The 19,322-nt window shown below is 70.0% G+C and carries 22 protein-coding genes and 1 rRNA gene; 16 read left to right on the forward strand and 7 right to left on the reverse strand.

Annotated elements, in window-relative coordinates; translation table 11 throughout:
• Nucleotides 1–320 (forward strand): hypothetical protein (locus GT042_RS16365; RefSeq protein ID WP_237530856.1); only part of this gene is annotated, 320 nt, incomplete at its 5' end.
• A gap of 60 nt (nucleotides 321–380) precedes the next feature.
• On the opposite strand, the gene GT042_RS16370 is transcribed toward GT042_RS16365, so the two are convergent.
• The gene (locus GT042_RS16370) at nucleotides 381–1,055 is read right to left on the reverse strand and encodes a FadR/GntR family transcriptional regulator (protein ID WP_161309453.1); all 675 of its coding nucleotides are present in this window, start codon (nucleotides 1,053–1,055) and stop codon (nucleotides 381–383) included.
• Between the two features lie 84 nt (nucleotides 1,056–1,139).
• Between GT042_RS16370 and GT042_RS16375 the strand changes: the two genes are divergently transcribed.
• The 4 genes from GT042_RS16375 to GT042_RS16385 all read left to right on the forward strand — a co-directional run bounded on the left by GT042_RS16375 (nucleotide 1,140) and on the right by GT042_RS16385 (nucleotide 3,606).
• Entirely contained in the window at nucleotides 1,140–2,420 is a 1,281-nt protein-coding gene (locus tag GT042_RS16375) for an MFS transporter (RefSeq protein WP_161309454.1), read from the forward strand.
• Nucleotides 2,421–2,424: 4 nt separating this feature from the next.
• Nucleotides 2,425–2,541: an SGM_5486 family transporter-associated protein gene (locus tag GT042_RS39870; protein WP_272925724.1), complete on the forward strand. Its 117-nt coding sequence runs from the start codon at nucleotides 2,425–2,427 to the stop codon at nucleotides 2,539–2,541.
• A gap of 181 nt (nucleotides 2,542–2,722) precedes the next feature.
• Entirely contained in the window at nucleotides 2,723–2,929 is a 207-nt protein-coding gene (locus tag GT042_RS16380; RefSeq protein WP_161309455.1) for a hypothetical protein, read from the forward strand.
• A 158-nt stretch (nucleotides 2,930–3,087) separates the two neighbouring features.
• Nucleotides 3,088–3,606, forward strand: a complete 519-nt coding sequence (locus tag GT042_RS16385; protein WP_161309456.1) for a histidine phosphatase family protein — start codon at nucleotides 3,088–3,090, stop codon at nucleotides 3,604–3,606.
• Between the two features lie 43 nt (nucleotides 3,607–3,649).
• Here the strand turns inward: GT042_RS16385 and serB are convergent, their stop codons facing one another.
• Nucleotides 3,650–4,927, reverse strand: coding sequence for a phosphoserine phosphatase SerB (gene serB / locus GT042_RS16390; RefSeq protein WP_161309457.1), 1,278 nt, complete (start codon nucleotides 4,925–4,927; stop codon nucleotides 3,650–3,652).
• 265 nt (nucleotides 4,928–5,192) lie between these two features.
• Here serB and GT042_RS16395 point away from each other — a divergent pair, with 265 nt between their 5' ends.
• Nucleotides 5,193–7,715 (forward strand): FHA domain-containing protein, encoded by a 2,523-nt coding sequence (locus GT042_RS16395; RefSeq protein ID WP_161309458.1) that lies wholly within the window; start codon nucleotides 5,193–5,195, stop codon nucleotides 7,713–7,715.
• Between the two features lie 134 nt (nucleotides 7,716–7,849).
• Here GT042_RS16395 and GT042_RS16400 read toward each other — a convergent pair whose 3' ends face one another.
• A complete protein-coding gene (locus tag GT042_RS16400; protein ID WP_161309459.1) occupies nucleotides 7,850–8,674 on the reverse strand; it encodes a transglycosylase SLT domain-containing protein in 825 nt (274 codons plus the stop codon).
• A 447-nt stretch (nucleotides 8,675–9,121) separates the two neighbouring features.
• On the opposite strand from GT042_RS16400, the gene GT042_RS16405 reads away from it, so the two are divergent.
• The 4 genes from GT042_RS16405 to GT042_RS16420 all read left to right on the forward strand — a co-directional run bounded on the left by GT042_RS16405 (nucleotide 9,122) and on the right by GT042_RS16420 (nucleotide 11,615).
• Entirely contained in the window at nucleotides 9,122–10,267 is a 1,146-nt protein-coding gene (locus GT042_RS16405; protein WP_161309460.1) for a GAF domain-containing sensor histidine kinase, read from the forward strand.
• On the forward strand, nucleotides 10,260–10,904 hold the full coding sequence (locus GT042_RS16410; protein ID WP_161309461.1) for a response regulator transcription factor: 645 nt from the start codon (nucleotides 10,260–10,262) through the stop codon (nucleotides 10,902–10,904). Before GT042_RS16405 ends, GT042_RS16410 begins: the two co-directional genes overlap by 8 nt.
• Nucleotides 10,905–11,055: 151 nt before the next feature.
• Nucleotides 11,056–11,301: a chaplin gene (locus GT042_RS16415; protein ID WP_161309462.1), complete on the forward strand. Its 246-nt coding sequence runs from the start codon at nucleotides 11,056–11,058 to the stop codon at nucleotides 11,299–11,301.
• Between the two features lie 59 nt (nucleotides 11,302–11,360).
• Nucleotides 11,361–11,615, forward strand: coding sequence for a chaplin (locus GT042_RS16420; RefSeq protein WP_161309463.1), 255 nt, complete (start codon nucleotides 11,361–11,363; stop codon nucleotides 11,613–11,615).
• A 149-nt stretch (nucleotides 11,616–11,764) separates the two neighbouring features.
• Here the strand turns inward: GT042_RS16420 and GT042_RS16425 are convergent, their stop codons facing one another.
• A complete protein-coding gene (locus GT042_RS16425) occupies nucleotides 11,765–12,562 on the reverse strand; it encodes a hypothetical protein (protein WP_161309464.1) in 798 nt (265 codons plus the stop codon).
• Between the two features lie 125 nt (nucleotides 12,563–12,687).
• Here GT042_RS16425 and GT042_RS16430 point away from each other — a divergent pair, with 125 nt between their 5' ends.
• The 4 genes from GT042_RS16430 to GT042_RS16445 all read left to right on the forward strand — a co-directional run bounded on the left by GT042_RS16430 (nucleotide 12,688) and on the right by GT042_RS16445 (nucleotide 15,838).
• Nucleotides 12,688–13,479, forward strand: a complete 792-nt coding sequence (locus GT042_RS16430; RefSeq protein ID WP_161309465.1) for an ABC transporter ATP-binding protein — start codon at nucleotides 12,688–12,690, stop codon at nucleotides 13,477–13,479.
• Nucleotides 13,480–13,561: 82 nt separating this feature from the next.
• On the forward strand, nucleotides 13,562–13,990 hold the full coding sequence (locus GT042_RS16435; protein WP_161309466.1) for an NfeD family protein: 429 nt from the start codon (nucleotides 13,562–13,564) through the stop codon (nucleotides 13,988–13,990).
• Between the two features lie 85 nt (nucleotides 13,991–14,075).
• On the forward strand, nucleotides 14,076–15,008 hold the full coding sequence (locus GT042_RS16440) for an SPFH domain-containing protein (RefSeq protein ID WP_161309467.1): 933 nt from the start codon (nucleotides 14,076–14,078) through the stop codon (nucleotides 15,006–15,008).
• A gap of 62 nt (nucleotides 15,009–15,070) precedes the next feature.
• Nucleotides 15,071–15,838, forward strand: a complete 768-nt coding sequence (locus tag GT042_RS16445) for a sulfite exporter TauE/SafE family protein (protein ID WP_161309468.1) — start codon at nucleotides 15,071–15,073, stop codon at nucleotides 15,836–15,838.
• A 44-nt stretch (nucleotides 15,839–15,882) separates the two neighbouring features.
• Here GT042_RS16445 and GT042_RS16450 read toward each other — a convergent pair whose 3' ends face one another.
• The 3 genes from GT042_RS16450 to GT042_RS16460 form a co-directional block, all read right to left on the reverse strand.
• Nucleotides 15,883–16,395, reverse strand: a complete 513-nt coding sequence (locus tag GT042_RS16450) for an HNH endonuclease (RefSeq protein WP_161309469.1) — start codon at nucleotides 16,393–16,395, stop codon at nucleotides 15,883–15,885.
• Nucleotides 16,396–16,537: 142 nt separating this feature from the next.
• Nucleotides 16,538–17,077 carry a YbhB/YbcL family Raf kinase inhibitor-like protein gene (locus tag GT042_RS16455; RefSeq protein WP_161309470.1) on the reverse strand — a complete coding sequence of 180 codons (540 nt, stop codon included), beginning with the start codon at nucleotides 17,075–17,077 and terminating at the stop codon, nucleotides 16,538–16,540.
• A 64-nt stretch (nucleotides 17,078–17,141) separates the two neighbouring features.
• A complete protein-coding gene (locus GT042_RS16460; protein ID WP_161309471.1) occupies nucleotides 17,142–17,924 on the reverse strand; it encodes a sporulation protein in 783 nt (260 codons plus the stop codon).
• 78 nt (nucleotides 17,925–18,002) lie between these two features.
• Between GT042_RS16460 and GT042_RS16465 the strand changes: the two genes are divergently transcribed.
• Complete coding sequence (locus GT042_RS16465; RefSeq protein WP_161309472.1) at nucleotides 18,003–18,644, forward strand: DNA-3-methyladenine glycosylase; 642 nt, start codon at nucleotides 18,003–18,005, stop codon at nucleotides 18,642–18,644.
• Between the two features lie 527 nt (nucleotides 18,645–19,171).
• Nucleotides 19,172–19,322: ribosomal RNA gene (locus tag GT042_RS16470) — 16S ribosomal RNA — on the forward strand; the annotation flags it as partial.

The raw sequence follows: 19,322 nt of genomic DNA on the forward strand, positions 1-19,322 counted from the left end.
GCCCGCCCGCCGCGACGGCGCGGCCCGGCCCCGACCATGACGGCGAGGAGAAGCGCCGGGACCGGGAGAAGGGCCGGGACAGGGACCGGGACCGGGCGACCTGCCGTACGCAGATCAAGGGATCGCGCGCCACCGCCTTCTGCCACAACCCGTACCCGGAGACCGACCGCGTCCGCCTGCACGTCGAATGCGCCCGCTGGTGGGACGTCGACGTCGACAGCGCCCCGGAGGAGCTCCACCCGGCCGGCTACGTCCAGCTCTCGGACCGCTGCTGGAAAGAAGTCCGGTCGGTGTGGGTCACCCACGAACGCGTGAGCTGAGCCGGAGCCGGAGCCGGAGCCCCGGAGCCGTACCGGCCGGGCCGACCCGCCCGGACCCGCTCAGACCCTCTCGACCAGGCAGTGCAGCGCGTGGCTCGCCGCCTCCGCGCCCGCCGCCTCCCCGTCCCCCGCCCGGATCGCCGTCACCAGCCGCGCGTGGTCCATGTGGTTCTCCGGCCGCAGCTCCGCCCCCACGTCCGTCCGCAGCCGGTCCCGCAGCAGATGCCCCAGGTCGGCGTAGAGCGTGACCATCACGTCGTTGTGCGAGGCCGACACCACCGCCAGATGCAGCGTCGCGTCCGCCGTGACGAACCGCTCCGCGTCCCCCGCCGCCCACGCTTCCTCCCGGCGCGCCAGCAGCGTGTCCAGCAGACGCAGATCCTTGGCCGTACGGCGCTCCGCCGCGAGCCGGGCGGCCGACGACTCCAGCGTGGAGCGCAGCTCCGCGATGTGCCGGTGATCGGCGTCCGCGAACCTGCGCTGCATCACGCCCGCCAGCTCGCTCGTCGCGACGACGTACGTCCCCGACCCCTGCCGGATGTCCAGCAGGCCGTTGTGCGCCAGCGCGCGGACCGCCTCACGGACGGTGTTCCGTGCCACGCCCAGCTGCTCGACCAGCTCGGGTTCGGTGGGGATACGGGATCCCACCGGCCACGCGCCCGAGGTGATCTGGTTCCGCAACTCGGTGATCACCTGGTCCGAGAGGGCGGAACGGCGGGGAGAGGTCAGCGCCATGGTGCTCCCAACTCTGTCTGGAGGGGGATTTCTGTCCGGAAGGGGATTGGACAACCAATCATCCCATGATTCTATGATGGCCCCATGCCTGACGAGACCCGGACCGAGACCCGGCTGCCCGCCACCACCACCCCGGGTGTGCCCGGCGATTCTCCGGCACCGCGCCCCGCCGCGTGGGTGACACCGCTCGTCGTGACCGGACTGGTTCTCGCCGCCCTCAACCTCCGTCCCGCCATCACCAGCCTGGGCCCGCTGCTGGAGGACGTACGCGGCGGGCTGCACATGAGCGGCACGGTGGCCGGCGTCCTCACCTCCGTACCGCCGTTCTGCTTCGCCGTCTTCGGCTTCACCGCGCCCCGCCTGGCCCGCCGCTTCGGCCCCGGCGCGGTCGTCTGCGCCGGCATGGCGGCCATCACGGCCGGCCTGCTGATCCGGCCCTTCACGTCCGGTACGCCCGCCTTCCTGGCGGCGAGCGCCCTCGCGCTCATGGGCATCGCGGTGAGCAACGTCCTGATGCCGGTGATCGTCAAGCGGTACTTCCCCGACCGCGTCGGCACCATGACCGGCCTCTACTCGATGGCCCTGGCGCTCGGCACCGCCTTCGCCGCCGCCGCGACCGTCCCCATGACCGAGGCGCTGGGTGGCAGTTGGCGCGTGGGCCTCGGGGTCTGGGCCGTGCTCGCCGCGCTCGCGGTCCTGCCCTGGACCGCTCTCGTACGGGACCGCAGCGGCGCCGCCGCCAGGTCCCCGGCGGGCGCTCCCGGGGCGCGCGGGCTGAGCCTCGTCCGGAGCCGTACCGCCTGGGCGCTCGCCTGCTACTTCGGCATCCAGGCCTCCGGCGCGTACATCACCATGGGCTGGATGCCGCAGGTCTTCCGGGACGCCGGCCTCTCGGCGGGCACGGCGGGGCTGCTGCTCGCCGTGACGATGGTGATGGGCGTCCCGCTGGCCTTCGTGATCCCCCGGCTCGCCACCCGGCTGAAGAACCAGGGCCCGATCGCCGTGGCCCTCGGTCTGTGCGGCCTGACGGCCTTCACGGGCCTCCTCCTCGCCCCCGCGTCCGGCGCCTGGCTCTGGGCCGTGCTCCTCGGTATCTCGAACTGCTCGTTCCCGCTCGCCCTCACCATGATCGGCATGCGGTCGCGGAGCGGCGCCGGAGTCGTACGGCTCTCCGCCTTCGCCCAGTCCACCGGCTATCTGATGTCGATCCCCGGCCCGCTGCTGATCGGGGTGCTCTACCAGAACACCGGCGGATGGGGGCTGCCGCTGCTGATCATGGGCGGGTTCCTGGTGCCGCAGATGGTGGCGGGTGTCATCGCCGGGCGGGACCGGACGATAGAGGACGAAACGAGGATGCGAGACTGAGCGCATGCCAGTCCTCGACCCGAATCCCCAGAACGGCCAGCAGAAGCTGCTCATCGTGTTCGGCACGATCATCGGCATCCTGGTGGTCATCGGCATCATCGCCTCGATCGCCAGCCCGTGACCGCGGGCCCCTGACCGCTCCGCCCGCTCTGCCCGGTCTGCCCGCGTCTGGGGTGGGGCTGGCACCACCGTCCCCTAGGGGGCCAGGGTCAGGGGTGAGTGGGTGGGTCACCGGATGGGCCGGAGCGCCCGCGATCCGTAGGTTCTGAGGTGTCGGACACCACGGACCCACGGAGGCGGACATGCCGGCCAGAACGTACCCCCGCACCGCCCCCAGGCCCGCCGACGCCCTCGCGGTCCGGCTCCCGTGGTGGGCCCTGGCCCTGCCCGCCGTCGCCTTCGCCGTCCTGCTCGTCCTGATGGCGGGCCCCGGCCAGGCACAGGCCGCGACCACCGATCCGGGGATCGCCCGGATCCTGGACCTGATGCGCCAGGTGCTCGGGCGCTAGGGCGCGGGGGCACGGGGGCCGCTAGGGCGCGGGGCGCGCTGGGCCGTACCAGGGCGTACGCCCGAGCGTTCCGGCACGTCGTAGCACTGTTCACCCGTGCCGGGGGCCCGTTCCAACACCCTGCGCCCGCGGGCGCGTTTCATGCGAAGCTGGAGGGCATGAGCGCCGATACGTCCCGCAGGATCGTTCTACTCCGGCACGCCAAGGCCGACTGGCCGGAGGTGGCCGACCACGAGAGGCCACTCGCCGACCGGGGCCGTGCGGATTCCGCCGTCGCGGGCCGCCGCCTCGCCGAGACCGGGATCGCCATCGATCTCGCCCTCTGCTCCACCGCGGCGCGGACCCGTGAGACCTGGAAGCTGGCCGTGCACGAGCTGCCGCAGCGGCCGAGGACCGTCTACGAGGACCGGTTGTACGACGCGACCCTCGGCGAGCTGCTCGCCCTGATCAACGAGACTCCCGACGACGTGAACAACCTGCTCCTCGTCGGTCACAACCCGAGCATGCACGCCCTCGCCGACGCGATGGCCGGCCCGGACTCGGGCGACGACATCGCCCGGATGACCCGCAGCGGGTTCCCGACGGCCGCCTTCGCCGTCATCGGGATCGACCGGGGCTGGAAGTCGGTGGAGCTGGGAGTGGGCACGCTCCAGGAGTTCTGGGCCCCGCACGACTGAGCCGTACCCACATCCAGGACCGTCCGGCTCACAGGAGTGGCTCTCACTCCTGTGAGCGGTGGTCGTCCTCCGGCGTCTCGGCCTCCTCGACCTCTTCGCGGGTGATTCCCAGCAGGTAGAGGACGGTGTCCAGGAACGGTACGTTCACCGCCGCGTGCGCCGCCTTGCGGACCACCGGCTTCGCGTTGAAGGCCACCCCGAGCCCGGCCGCGTTCAGCATGTCGAGATCGTTGGCGCCGTCCCCGATCGCCACCGTCTGCGCCAGCGGCACTCCCGCCTCGGCGGCGAACCGCCGCAGCAGCCGGGCCTTGCCCGCGCGGTCGACGATCTCGCCGGTCACCCGGCCGGTGAGCTTCCCGTCCACGATCTCCAGGGTGTTGGCGGCGGCGAAGTCCAGCCCGAGCCGGTCCTGGAGCGCGTCGGTGACCTGGGTGAACCCCCCGGACACGACGCCCACTTGGTAGCCGAGCCGCTTGAGCGTACGGATCAGGGTGCGGGCCCCGGGAGTGAGCCGTACCTCCGCCCGTACCTTGTCCACCACCGACGCGTCGAGCCCGGCCAGCAGCGCCACCCGCGCGTGCAGGGACTGCTCGAAGTCCAGCTCTCCCGCCATGGCACGGGCGGTCACCTCGGCGACCTCCGCCTCACAGCCCGCGTGCGCCGCGAACAGCTCGATGACCTCGTCCTGGATCAGCGTCGAGTCGACGTCCATCACCACCAGGCGCTGGGCCCGGCGCGCCAGCCCGGCCGAGACGACCGCGACATCCACCCCGATCCCCGCCGCCGAGGTCGCCAGCGCGGTGCGCAGCGGCGCGGTCTCCACCCCGGACACCGCGAACTCGACCGCCGTGACGGGGTACTTGGCCAGCCGGAAGATACGGTCGATGTTGCCGCCGGTCGAGGTGATACTCGCCGCTATGGCCGCCGTCGACTCCGCGGTGAGCGGGTTGCCGAGCACGGTGACGTGCGAACGGCCGCTGCCGCGCGGCCGGTTGTCGCCCTTGCCGGAGATGATCTCGGCCTGGAGCTTGAGGGACTCCGTCCAGCTGTGGACGGTGGCGCGCAGTTCGCCCTCGGTGGCGCCGCCCGCCGCCGGGGCGGTGATCAGCGCGCACAGGACGATACGGCCACGGGTGACGACCTGCTCGATGTCTATGACATCGACGGCGTAGGCGGCGAGGGTGTCGAAGAGCCCCGCGGTGATCCCGGGGCGATCCTTCCCGAAGATCTTGACGAGAAGGGTCGGGACCTCGGTGGCCGGGATCCCGGCCGGGACGTCGGTCGGGACATCAGGGGTCTGGCGGGGCTGCGGTGCGCTCATGGTGATCCCACCGTAGCGGGCGCGGCGCCGGGACCGGCCGGGCGTCCCGTACAGCGGACACCGCGACCACCCGGCGGACACCTCCCATGATCACGGACGTGGCGTAAGTGATCACGGACGGGGCGAAAGAGCCCGCATGGACCCCTTCGTACCTGGGTACTCAAGAGGCCCGGTTTTCACGGGAGGCGGCCCGCCTGAAATAGTTCCCCCCGATGTTCGCCATCCCTAGACTCCCCAGCGATGGGGGAACTTCGGGGGACAACTAGTGGGGCATGGAGTGCACGAACTCGTACTGGAATTGAACGGAAGGACCTGGGCGCTCGATCCGGCCAGGTCGTACACCCTGGGGCGTGATCCGCAGGGCGACCTCGTGGTCGACGACGCCCGGGTCTCGTGGCGTCACGCCACCATCAGCTGGGGGGGCCGGGGCTGGGTCATCGAAGATCACGGAAGCACCAACGGTACGTACGTACAGGGGCAGCGGGTCCATCAGACGGAGATCGCGGCCGGTTCCGCCGTGCATCTCGGCAACGCCACGGACGGGCCCCGGCTGAGCCTCTCCGCCGCCGCGTACAGCCCGCAGGCCGCCGGGCCGCAGCAGACTCCGTACCAGCAGCAGGCCCCGCAGGCACCGGTGCGGCCGGCCGTACCGCAGCAGGGCTGGCAGCAGCCGCGGCAGCCCCAGGTGCCCCAACAGGGCGGTCCCGGGGGCCCGTCGGCAGGGCAGGGCCAGGGTCAGGGGCAGGCGCCCGACACGGCAGCCTCACCGTTCTACGGTGACCGCAACCCGACCACGTTCCACCAGCTCTCCCTCGGCCGTGTCATGCGCATCGGCCGCGCGCTGGAGAACGAACTGGTCGTCTCCGACCTCCAGGTCTCCCGCAACCACGCCGAGTTCACCGCGACCCCCGACGGCCGCTACGAGATCCGCGACCTCGGATCCCACAACGGCACGTACGTCAACGGCCAGCCGATAGCCAAGTCCGGGACCGTGCCCATCGGCCCCCACGACATCGTCGGCGTCGGCCACTCGACCTTCCGCCTCGTCGGCGACCGGCTCGAAGAGTTCGTCGACACCGGTGAGGTCTCCTTCTCGGCCCGCCACCTCACGGTGACGGTCGACGGCGGCAAGCAGATCCTCAAGGACGTCTCCTTCGGGGTCCCGGAGAAGTCGCTGATCGCGGTCATCGGTCCGTCCGGCTCCGGGAAGTCCACGCTGCTCAAGGCCCTCACCGGCTACCGCCCGGCCAACGAGGGCGACGTCCTCTACGACAACCGGAACCTGTACAAGCAGTTCGCCGAGCTGCGCCAGCGCATCGGCCTGGTCCCGCAGGACGACATCCTGCACAAGGAACTGACGGTCAGGAAGGCGCTCAGATACGCGGCGAAGCTCCGCTTCCCCGGCGACACCAAGCCCGCCGAGCGCGAGGCCAGGATCGACGAGGTGCTGGGCGAGCTGAAGCTCGACATCCACAAGGACAAGAAGATCACCGCGCTCTCCGGCGGCCAGCGCAAGCGGGTCTCGGTCGCCCTGGAGCTGCTCACCAAGCCCTCGCTGATCTTCCTGGACGAGCCGACCTCCGGCCTCGACCCGGGCATGGACCGCGATGTGATGAAGCTCCTGCGCGACCTCGCCGACGACGGCCGTACGGTCCTGGTGGTCACGCACTCCGTCGCCGAGCTGGCGATCTGCGACAAGCTCCTCGTCATGGCCCCCGGCGGCTCGGTGGCGTACTTCGGCCCGCCCGAGGAGGCGCTCAACTTCTTCGGCTACACGACGTGGGCCGACGTCTTCTCGGCCTTCGAGAACTACCGCGAGTACGACTGGGCGGGCCGCTGGCGCGGCTCGCAGCACTACCAGATGTACGCCGCCGACATCGACGCCATCGCCGCGCAGTCCGTGGCCATGCCCTCCGCGCAGCAGATGCGCCCGCCCAAGCCGCAGAGCTGGGCGTCCCAGCTGTGGACCCTGGTCCGGCGCTATGTGTCGGTGATCGCGTCCGACCGGGGCTTCATGGGCCTGATGGTCCTGCTGCCGGCGATCCTCGGCGGGGTGAGCGCTGTCATCCCGGCCAAGTTCGGCCTCGTACCGCCCACCCCGCCCTCCCGGTTCAACAGCACCGCCGGGATCATCATGATGATCCTCGTGGTCGGGATGTGCTTCGCCGGTTCGGCCAACTCCGTACGAGAACTGATCAAGGAACGGGTCATCTACGAACGGGAACGGGCCACCGGCCTGTCCCGTTCGGCCTACCTGATGTCCAAGGTGATCGTGCTGGGGGTGATCACGGCCTTCCAGGCCGTCATCATCTGCGCCATCGCGCTGCCGGTCCGTGAACTCCCCGAGAAGGGAGTGATCACCCACCCGGCCGTCGAGATCTGTCTCGCGATCATCGCCATGGGCTTCACCGCGATGATGCTCGGTCTGGTCATCTCCGCCCTGGTCAAGACCGCCGAGAAGACCATGCCGCTGCTCGTGATGTTCGCGATCGTGCAGCTGGTCTTCACCGGCACCCTCTTCCAGATCTTCGGCAAGCCGGGGCTGGAGCAGTTCGCCTGGCTGATGCCGTCCCGCTGGGCCCTGGGCGCGGCGGGCTCGACGCTCGACCTGTCGCACCTGATGGCGCCGTGGGACCCGGAGAAGCCCGACGACCTGGACCCGCTGTGGGAGCACACCGCCGCCCAGTGGTCGGTCGACATGATCGTGCTCGTCGTGATCGGCGTCCTCTGCGGCTTCGTGGTCGCGCGCCTGCTGCGCCGCCACGAGCCGGAGGTCATGCGCAAGTAGCGGTCGTGCGGATGTGAGAACGCCGCGCCGGAGGGCGGCACCCCTGTGCGGGGTGCCGCCCTCCGGCATGGGGGACCTCTTCGGCGTTCAGACGCGTTCGGACGCGTTCGGACGCGCTCAGACGGCCACCGCGCTCAGTAGGCGCTGTTGACGTTGTCCATCGAGCCGTACCGGTCGGCGGCGTAGTTGGCCGCGGCGACGATGTTGGCGACGGGGTCGTAGATGTTCTTCGACGTGCCGTTGACGTGGTACGTGGCGAAGGTCGGGGGGATGACCTGGAGCAGGCCCTTCGACGGGATGCCGTTCCGGGCGTTGATGTCCCAGTTGTTGATCGCGTTCGGGTTACCGCTCGACTCGCGCATGATGTTGCGGTGCAGTCCTTCGTAGGAGCCCGGGATGCCGTGCTTCTTCATGATGGACAGCGATTCCTTGATCCAGCCGTCCAGGTTGTTCGCGTAGACCGGGGTCCGCGCGGCGGCCCGGCTGGCGGCGGCCTTGGCACGCTTCTTGGCGTCGTCGGCGGCCTTCGCGCGCTTCTTCGCGTCGGCGGCGGCCTTGGCCTTGGCCTTCGCGGCCTTCTCCGCCTTGGCCTTCTGCTCGGCCTTCTTCTCGGCCTTCGCCTTGGCCTCGGCGGCCTTCTTCGCCTTCTCGGCCTTGTCGGCCTTCTCCTGCGCGGCGGCCTTGACCTTCGTCGCGGCCTGGACCTTCGCCGTGTTCTCGGCGGAGGTCTGCTGCTTGAAGACGCTCGCGTGCAGCGACGCGGCCTGGGCAGCGGTGTCCGGGGTCGCCGTGAAGGCGGCCTGCGAGGCGGTGACCGCCTGCGAGGGCTTGGAGTCGGCCGAGGCGCCCGGAACGAGCGTCAGGGTGATGGCGGCGACTCCGGCGGCGGCGACGCCGGCGATCGAAGCCTTGTGCGCCCGGTTGAGACGGTCAAGGCCAGGGGTGCGTGACGAGAACATAGAGACGTACCTCTTCGAATAGCGGGGAGTCGCGGGGGCCGGGTGGCCGACAGCCTGCTCGGCGGCGACGGACGCAATTCTTAGCGGCCGCAAAATGCTGTGGCAAAGGTGTGACGTACGACCCCGGGTAGTGGGACGGGGAGGGGGGCGAATGGTGCGTTTTCGCCATGTAGCAAGCTCACAGCCGCCTCATTTGTCGACTAGCGGCCTTCGTAAGTGACGTACGTCCTATGTGCGGGCTCACATCGGGGGCGCGGTGAGCTCACCCCGCGTTGCTCAAGCAATGCATACGGTGAGTGGCCTCGCGGCGGTCGTGACCGGTCGTCGTCCACGTCCCGACCGCGTCCGTGCCCACCCCGCCAGGGTCTTCCGGCCTAGGCCGTACGCCCTGGTCGCCCCCCTCTTAGGCCTCATCACACGGGTCCGACCCGCCGGTACGGTGAAGCCATGAGCCACCGACCCCGCTCCGGCCTCGCGGCGGTGAGCACCGCGTTGCTGGCGATGAGCCGGCACCTGGAGGTACGGGACGTCCTCAAGACGATCGTCGCCTCCGCCCGCGAACTGCTGGACGCCGAGTACGCGGCGCTCGGCGTCCCCGACGACCACGGCGGCTTCGCCCAGTTCGTGGTCGACGGCGTCAGCGACGACCAGTGGAAGGCCATCGGCCCGCTCCCGCGCCAGCACGGCATCCTCGCCGCGATGCTCAAGGACGAGACGCCCCAGCGCCTCACCGACGTACGCCAGGACCCCCGCTTCGAGGGCTGGCCCGCCTCCCACCCCGACATGTCCGACTTCCTGGGGCTGCCCGTCAGGGACGGCGACGAGACCCTCGCCGCGCTCTTCCTCGCCAACAAGCGCTGCCCCAGGCCCGGCAGCGGCTGCGGCTTCACCGAGGAGGACGAGGAACTCCTCGGCATCCTCGCCCAGCACGCCGCCATCGCCCTCACCAACGCCCGGCTCCACGAACGCAGCCGCGAGCTGACCATCGCCGAGGAACGCTCACGCCTCGCCCACGAACTCCACGACGCCGTCAGCCAGAAACTCTTCTCCCTGCGGCTGACCGCCCAGGCCGCCGCCGCCCTGGTCGACCGCGACCCGGCCCGCGCCAAGGACGAACTCCAGCAGGTCACCGCCCTCGCCGCCGAGGCCGCCGAGGAACTGCGCGCCGCCGTGGTCGAGCTGCGGCCCGCCGCCCTCGACGAGGACGGCCTCGTCCACACCCTCCGTACCCAGATCCACGTCCTGGACCGCGCCCACTCCGCCCGGGTCACCTTCGGCAGCTTCTCCGTACGGGCCCTGCCCGCCGCCCAGGAGGAAGCGCTGCTGCGGGTCGCCCAGGAGGCCCTCCACAACGCGCTCCGGCACTCCGGCGCCGACCGGGTCGACGTCACCCTCGCCCGCCGGGGCACCGGCGTGGTCCTCGGCGTCACCGACAACGGCAGGGGCTTCGACCCCCGCGCGGTCCGCCGGGCCGGCCGGCACCTCGGGCTGGTCTCCATGCGCGACCGGGCCGGCGGCGTCGGCGGCAGACTCACCGTGCAATCGGCGCCCGGACGGGGCACCACGATCGAGATGGAGGTGCCCGGTGGGTGACAAGACCATCCGTGTCCTGCTGGTGGACGACCACCAGGTCGTCCGCCGCGGCCTGCGGACGTTCCTGGAGGTCCAGGACGACATCGAGGTCGTGGGGGAGGCGTCCGACGGCGCCGAGGGTGTCGCCCGCGCCGAGGAACTGCGGCCCGACGTCGTCCTGATGGACATCAAGATGCCCGGCACCGACGGCATCGAGGCCCTGCGCACCCTCCGCGACCTCCAGAACCCGGCCAGGGTGCTGATCGTCACCAGCTTCACCGAACAGCGCACCGTCGTCCCGGCCCTGCGCGCCGGCGCGTCCGGCTACGTGTACAAGGACGTCGACCCCGATGCGCTGGCCGGCGCGATCCGCTCCGTACACGCGGGGCACGTCCTGCTCCAGCCCGAGGTCGCGGGTGCCCTGCTGGCCCAGGACAACCCCGGCGGAGGCCAGGGCCGGGGGACCACCCTCACCGAGCGGGAACGCGAAGTGCTCACCCTCATCGCCGACGGGCGCTCCAACCGGGAGATCGCCCGCGCCCTGGTGCTCTCCGAGAAGACCGTCAAGACACACGTCTCGAACATCCTGATGAAACTGGATCTCGCGGACCGTACCCAGGCCGCCCTCTGGGCCGTCCGACATGGGATTACCGGCTGATCGGACGGTCCACCGGCACCCTCATCATCCGGTCTGAGATTCATACCGTCGGGTGTATGTCACCCACACGGCGCATCCTGATCGTCTTCCGGGCGTTCTCCATGGCATGCCGCGGCGCACCGCCGCGGCCGCCCCGAGGAGGAAACCCGACATGAAGAACCTGAAGAAGGCCGCCACCCTCAGCCTCGTCGCCGGTGGCATCGTCGCCGCCGCGTCCGGCGTCGCGTCCGCCCACGGCGGCGCGCAGGCCGAGGGCGCCGCCCTCAAGTCCCCGGGCATCGCCTCCGGCAACCTGGTCCAGGCCCCGGTGCACGTCCCGGTCAACGCCGTCGGCAACAGCGTCAACGTCATCGGCGTACTGAACCCGGCCTTCGGCAACGCCGCCGTCAACCACTGACGGCGCCCCGCCGCACCGCCCTTTTCCACCCTTACCGATTCTCGATTGAGGAACACCCCATGAAGGTCGCCAAGAAGGCCGCCCTGGTCATCGTCACCGCCGGTCTCGCCGCGAGTGCCTCCGCCGGCGCGGCGTTCGCCACCGGTGGCGGCTCCGGCGCGCAGGCCGACGGCCTGGCCCAGCACTCCCCGGGCATCGCCTCCGGCAACGCCGTCCAGGTCCCGGTACACGTCCCGGTCAACCTGACCGGCAACACCGTGAACGTCATCGGCCTGCTGAACCCGGCGTTCGGCAACCACTCCGTGAACCGCTGAACCAACGCCTGACGCCTGGCGTACGTACGAGGCCCCGAGACCCGCCGTCATCCCCCGGCGGTCCCGGGGCCTCGGACGTGACACGCGCCACGTACGGGACCCCGTGCGGTCCTTCCGTACGTCTCCGGCACGACCCCCGCCCACGTGATTCAGACCACAGGCGGCAGTCCCCGCTCCCGCTCCTCCACATACGCGTTGTACGAGGCCACCTGCGCCCGCCGCGCCACCCGCTCCACCGGCCGCAGCGCCGCGCCCCGCGCCGACATCTCCGACGCGCTCACGGCGCCCCCGTCCCCGTGCTCGTACGCCAGCGCCACCAGCAGCCCCACCCGCTGCGCCAGCTCCAGCACCCGCACCGCGCGCGGCGGATACCCGGGAGCCAGCACCTCACGGCCCCGCTCGGCCCGCGCCCGGTACGCGTCCAGCGCCGCCTCCGCCACCGGCCCCGACGCCGCCACGTCCAGCCGCGACAGCACGTCCGTCGCCTCCCGCAGGGCCTCCGCCAGCTCCCGCTCCGCCTCCCCGAGCGACGGCACGTCCGCCGGGGGCGCCTCCCGTACCGGCAGGCAGTGCCAGACCACCTCGACGTGCCGGTCCCCGGCCGGGCCCACCGCCGTCACCTCGGGCACCAGACCGTACGGCGCGCCCGTGGCGACCACCGCCTCCTCCGCCTCCAGCGCGCGGGCGTTGAAGTCCGGGGGACCGCTGAGCCCCAGCGGATGGCCCGGCGCGGGCAGCGCGACCCGGTACCCGGTCACCCCGAGCGTCCGCAGCCGCCCCAGCGCCAGCGTGAGCCCGACGGGCCCCGCCTCACCCGGCAGCCCCTCCACCCGGTGCACCGCGTCCTCGCCGACGATGGCGTGCACGGCGTCGTCCGGCGACACAAACCCGGCCAAGAGGGCGTTTCCCCATGCGGCCAGCAATCCTGAGCGTGGTTGCGAAAGCATGGCCCCAGCCTAGGGAACGGACCTCAGGGCCGGACCACTCCATGGGTGGCGTAGGTTTTCCCTGGGAACCGCGCCCACAGGCGCACCCGGAACTCGAGACGATTGCATGGGGAGACAACGCGCTCATGAGCGATGTACTGGAGCTGGTGGACGTATCCGTGGTCCGCGACGGACGCGCTCTGGTGGACGATGTCTCCTGGTCGGTCAAGGAGGGCGAGCGCTGGGTGATCCTCGGGCCGAACGGCGCCGGCAAGACCACCCTGCTCAACCTCGCGTCCAGTTACCTCTTCCCGACCACCGGCAGCGCCCGCATCCTCGGCGAGACCCTCGGCAAGGTCGACGTCTTCGACCTCCGCCCGCGCATCGGCATCGCCGGCGTCGCCATGTCGGAGAAGCTGCCCAAGCGCCAGACGGTCCTGGAGACCGTCCTCACGGCCGCGTACGGCATGACCGCCACCTGGCAGGAGCAGTACGACGAGGTCGACGAGCAGCGCGCCCGCGCCTTCCTCGACCGCCTCGGCATGACCGAGTTCCTGGGCCGCAGGTTCGGCACGCTCTCCGAGGGCGAGCGCAAGCGCACCCTCATCGCCCGCGCCATGATGACCGACCCCGAACTGCTGCTCCTCGACGAGCCCGCCGCGGGACTGGACCTCGGGGGCCGCGAGGATCTCGTACGGCGCCTCGGGCGCCTCGCCCGCGACCCGTACGCCCCCTCCATGATCATGGTCACCCACCACGTCGAGGAAATCGCCCCCGGCTTCACGCACGTCCTCATGATCCGCCAGGGCAAGGTGCTCGCCGCCGGACCCATGGAGACCGAGCTGTCCTCCCGCAACCTCTCCCTCTGCTTCGGCCTCCCGCTCGTCGTGGAGCGCACCGGGGACCGCTGGACCGCGCAGGGCCTCCCGCTCAAGTGACCACCCCCGCAAGGCCCCTGTCGACCGGATGACCTGATATCGCCCCTGTCCGGACGGGGTTCACCGGACCTACCATGCACAAGTGGAAATCGACGCATGGGTGTGGTGGCTGATCGGCGCGGTCGGCCTGGGCATTCCGCTCGTCCTGACAGCGATGCCCGAGTTCGGGATGTTCTCCGCCGGAGCCGTCGCCGGAGCGATCGTCGCGTCCCTCGGCGGCGGGGTCGTGGCCCAAGTCCTGGTCTTCGCCGCGGTGTCCGTGGCACTCATCGCCGTCGTACGGCCCCTCGCGGCGCGGCAGAACGCGCGCCGCCCGGTGCACGCGAGCGGCATCGACGCCCTGAAAGGCCGTCAAGCCGTCGTCCTGGAACGGGTGGACGGCAACGGAGGCCGCGTCAAACTGGCCGGCGAGGTCTGGTCCGCACGGACCCTCGACGCGGGCCAGTCGTTCGAACCAGGACAGCAGGTGGACGTCGTCGACATCGACGGCGCGACGGCCGTCGTCATGTAGACCGGCCGAACACCCCCCACGCACACGCCTGGTCTGACAAACTCGATCATCGGAACATCCGGCAGCGAAGGGCCCGAGGAACGCGATGCCATCAATCATCATCGTCCTGGTCATCCTGGTGGTGCTTGTATTCATCGCCCTGATCAAGACGATCCAGGTCATCCCGCAGGCAAGCGCCGCCATCGTCGAACGGTTCGGCCGTTACACCCGCACACTCAACGCGGGTCTCAACATCGTCGTCCCGTTCATCGACTCCATCCGCAACCGCATCGACCTCCGCGAACAGGTCGTGCCCTTCCCGCCCCAGCCGGTGATCACCCAGGACAACCTGGTCGTCAACATCGACACCGTCATCTACTACCAGGTGACCGACGCCCGCGCCGCGACCTACGAGGTCGCCAGCTACATCCAGGCGATCGAACAGCTCACCGTCACCACGCTGCGCAACATCATCGGCGGCATGGACCTGGAGCGCACCCTCACCTCCCGCGAGGAGATCAACGCGGCCCTGCGCGGCGTCCTCGACGAAGCCACCGGCAAGTGGGGCATCCGCGTCAACCGCGTCGAGCTGAAGGCCATCGAGCCCCCGACCTCCATCCAGGACTCGATGGAGAAGCAGATGCGCGCCGACCGCGACAAGCGCGCCGCGATCCTCACCGCCGAGGGCATCCGCCAGTCCCAGATCCTCACCGCAGAGGGCGAGAAGCAGTCCGCGATCCTCCGCGCCGAAGGTGAGGCCAAGGCCGCCGCCCTGCGCGCCGAGGGCGAGGCCCAGGCGATCCGTACCGTCTTCGAGTCCATCCACGCCGGCGACCCCGACCAGAAACTCCTCGCCTACCAGTACCTCCAGATGCTCCCCAAGATCGCCGAAGGCGACGCCAACAAGCTCTGGATCGTGCCCAGCGAGATCGGCGACGCCCTCAAGGGACTCAGCGGAGCCTTCGACAACTTCGGCTCCGGCGGCGGACCCGGCTTCAACACCGGCAAGGAACGCAAACCGGCCCCCCCGGTGGAATGACCCACGCCCCCCTTCGTGCATGATCGGTGCGTTATGCACCGATCATGGAGGGCCGCCACACCGTGACCATCTGGGAGATGCTCGCCGTCCTCGTCGCGGGCATCTGCGCCGGCACCATCAACACCATCGTCGGATCGGGCACCCTGATCACCTTCCCGGTCCTGCTCGCCACCGGCCTGCCACCCGTGACCGCCACCGTCTCCAACGCGCTGGGCCTCATATCCGGCTCCATCAGCGGAGCCATCGGCTACCGCGCCGAACTCGCCGGACAGCGCCGCCGCATCCTGCGCCTGAGCGCCGCCGCCCTCGTCGGCGGCCTCACCGGAGCCGTACTCCTGCTGCTCCTGCCGTCCACGGCGTTCGAGACGATCGTGCCCGTCCTCGTCACCCTCGCCCTGCTGCTGGTCATCCTCCAGCCCAGGCTCTCCGCCGCCGTCCAGAAACGCCGCGCCGAGAAGGGCACCCTCGTCCGGCCGGACGGCGGGCCGCTCCTCTTCACCGGACTGTTGCTCGCCAGCGTCTACGGCGGCTACTTCACCGCGGCCCAGGGAATCATCTACCTCTCCCTGATGGGCATGCTGCTCGACGACACCATGCAACGGCTCAACGCCGTGAAGAACATCCTCGCGGCCGTCGTCAACAGCGTCGCCGCGCTCTTCTTCCTCTTCGTCGCCGACTTCGACTGGACGGCCGTCCTGCTCATCGCGGTCGGCTCCGCCCTCGGCGGCCAGCTCGGCGCGAAGGCAGGACGCCGCCTGTCACCCACGCTCATGCGCGGACTCATCGTGGCCGTCGGCGGATGCGCGCTGGTCCAGCTGATCCTGCGCTGATCCCACCGGACAGGCGGGCTGATCCCACCGGACCGGCGGGGGCCCTACGCCGCCGGCTGCACGCCGGCCAGCCAGCCCGGCAGCTCCGTCCGCTCGCCCGCCCGCAGCGAGAACAGCATCGCGTCCGCCGGGGACGGCACGAACGGCTGCCGCAGCAGCGGCATCCCCGCCTGCTCCGGCGTACGGTCCGCCTTCCGGTGGTTGTCCTCGGCGCACGAAGCGACCGTATTCAGCCAGCTGTCCGCACCGCCCCGCGACCTCGGCACCACATGGTCCACCGTCGTCGCACGCCGGCCGCAGTACGCGCACCGGTGCTGGTCGCGTATCAGCACACCCCGTCTGGACCACGGTGCCTGTCTTCGGAACGGCACCCGTACGTACCGGCAGAGCCTGATCACCCGGGGCACCGGCAGCACCACGGTGGCCGCCCGCACACGGAGACCGGGATGGGCCTGCTCGACCACGGCCTTGTCCTGGAGCACCAGCACCACCGCACGGTTGAGAGTCACCGTCGACAGCGGCTCGAAGCTCGCATTCAGTACCAGCGTGTCCCGCATCCCGCCCACCTCCCGTGTGCCGGCCCGCCGTCCGGCGGGCTTGGATCAACTCTGGCCGGGCACGCCGAGAGGGACAACACAATAAAAAATGCCCTGCCCTGGTCTCTCCAAGACCAGGGCAGGGCAAACAACAGGCGAACGGTCAGCTCGCGTCGGAGGCCGCGTACTCCCCGACGAGCTGCGCGCGAGCCAGCGTGTGGTAGCGCAGATTGAATCCGACGAACGCCGGAGACGCGTTCTCGTCCACGCCCAGCGCCTCCGTGTCCACCGCGTACACGGTGAACACATAACGGTGCCGGGGATCCTCGGCGGGCGGCGCCGCGCCACCGAAGTCCTTCGTCCCGTAGTCGTTACGGCCGTGCACGGCGCCCTTCGGCAGCCCCTCGAAACCGCCACTGGCCGCACCCGCCGGCAGCTCGGTGACCGAGGCCGGGATGTCGAAGAGCACCCAGTGCCAGAAACCGCTGCCGGTCGGCGCGTCGGGATCGAAGCACGTCACGGCGAAACTCTTGGTCTCCGCCGGGAAACCCGACCACCGCAGCTGCGGCGAGACGTTCCCCGCGGCGTAGACCTGGGCGTCCTTCAGCACCGCGCCCGGCGTGACGTCGTCGCTCACCACGGTGAACGACGGCACCTCGGGAAGGAAGTCATGAGGAAGCGGAGCCCTCTTTGCCTCGGTCACGTTCGAACCTCCGAATAGGCTGGCCTGCCTGATCTGTCTTACGGCCCCGAGCTTAGGTCGCGGACTAGAACCAGTTGCGACGGCCGCCCACCTCGGCGAGCCACTGGTTGAGGTACGCCGACCAGTCCGTGCCCTGGAAGTCCCCGAGACCGACCTTGAACGCCCGGAACGAGTCGCTGCCCTCGCCGAACAGACCCGGCTTCTTGTCCATCTCCAGGATGACGTCCATCTCACGGTCGTCCGCGACGAACGACAGCTCGACCTGGTTCAGCCCCCGGTACTGCGACGGCGCGAAGAACTCGATCTCCTGGTAGAACGGCAGTCGCTGGCGCGTCCCCCGGATGTGCCCCCGCTCCATGTCCGCCGCCTTGAAGCGGAAGCCCAGCTGGATGAAGGCGTCGAGGATCGCCTGCTGCGCCGGCAGCGGGTGCACGTTGATCGGGTCCAGGTCACCCGAGTCCAGCGCCCGCGCGATGTCCAGCTCCGTGGTCACCCCGATGTTCATGCCACGCAGGGGCTGCCCGTCGATGATCGTGATCGGGGTCTCCCAGGGGATCTCCAGACCGAACGGCACCACGTGCGTCGCCCCGGCCTGCACCTCGAAGGCCCCGCCGATGCTCTGCTTGGTGAACTCGATGTCCTGCTTGATCTCCTGGTCGTTCCCCTCGACCTCGACCCGCGCCTGGAGACCGACGTTCAGGCCCTGGATCTGCTGGTTCACCGAACCGCCCTGGAGCCGTACCTCGCCCTGGACGACCCCACCGGGGACGACGTTCGACTCGGTCAGTTCCGTCTCGACGGACGCACCGCCGGCGCCCATGCTCGCGAGCAGCTTCTTGAAACCCATGTGTGTTCACTCCTCCTAGTCCTGACCCCTACATACGCGCGACGACCGTAGCCGGTTCCACGGGTACCCTCGGACGTCATGATCGAGACCCCCGACCGTACGCCGCTGCCAAGGGACTTCTTCGACCGCCCGGTCCTGGAGGTGGCACCCGATCTGCTCGGTCGCACGCTCGTACGGAACACCGACGACGGGACGATAGAACTCCGCCTCACCGAGGTGGAGGCGTACGCGGGCGCGATCGACCCGGGTTCGCACGCCTTCCGGGGACGCACGGCCCGTAACGACGTGATGTTCGGTCCGCCCGGACACGCGTACGTCTACTTCACGTACGGGATGTGGCACTGCCTCAACCTGGTGTGCGGCCCCGAAGGCACCGCGAGCGGGGTCCTGCTGCGGGCGGGACAGGTCACTGTGGGTGCCGAACTCACCCGCAAACGTCGACTCTCGGCCCGTCATGACAGGGAACTGGCCAAAGGCCCGGCCCGGCTGGCCACGGCCCTGAGCGTCGACCGGGCCCTGAACGGTACGGACGTGTGCGCCGACGCCGACGCCGACCTGGCGATCCTGGCGGGCACCCCCGTGGCGGATGACCTGGTCCGCAGCGGCCCCCGCACCGGGGTCGGCGGCGACGGCGCGGTCCACCCGTGGCGCTTCTGGATCGACGGGGACCCCTCGGTGAGCCCTTACCGCGCCCACGTGCCGCGGCGCAGACGAACTTGACTCGTCCCGTTCATCCGCCTAACGTAGCCCGAGCCGCTTGACACGGGTCCTGCTGTTCAGCAGCCCCCGGAGCGGCCATCCTCTACCTACGATCCGACCCCAACGGGTATGGATTTCGGCATGCCGAAATTCCGACCCTGCGGCTCGATTATGAGCCGGGCGGGGAATCGGTTAAAGTAGTGGACAGCCGAGAGGCAGAGAAACAAAGGCCCATCCAAAGGCCACCGGAATTCAAGCGGCAAGAACAGCCAAATGAATCTGGTAAGGTTGGAAACACGAAATACCGAAGGGAAGCGCCCGGAGGGCCCCGGAGACGGGACCGAAGGAAGCGTCCGTTCCTTGAGAACTCAACAGCGTGCCAAAAGTCAACGCCAGATATGTTGATACCCCGGCCTACCTGACCTCGTGTCGGTGGGTTGGTGGTTCCTTTGAAGAACAAAACACAGCGAGGACGCTGTGGGCTGTCGGTCTTATTCCGACTGACAGTCCCGGCTCTTCCGATGTGTGTGCCCGATTACGGGTAGACATTTACGGAGAGTTTGATCCTGGCTCAGGACGAACGCTGGCGGCGTGCTTAACACATGCAAGTCGAACGATGAAGCCTTTCGGGGTGGATTAGTGGCGAACGGGTGAGTAACACGTGGGCAATCTGCCCTGCACTCTGGGACAAGCCCTGGA

This window comes from Streptomyces sp. SID3212, from assembly GCF_009865405.1.
Lineage (GTDB): Bacteria > Actinomycetota > Actinomycetes > Streptomycetales > Streptomycetaceae > Streptomyces.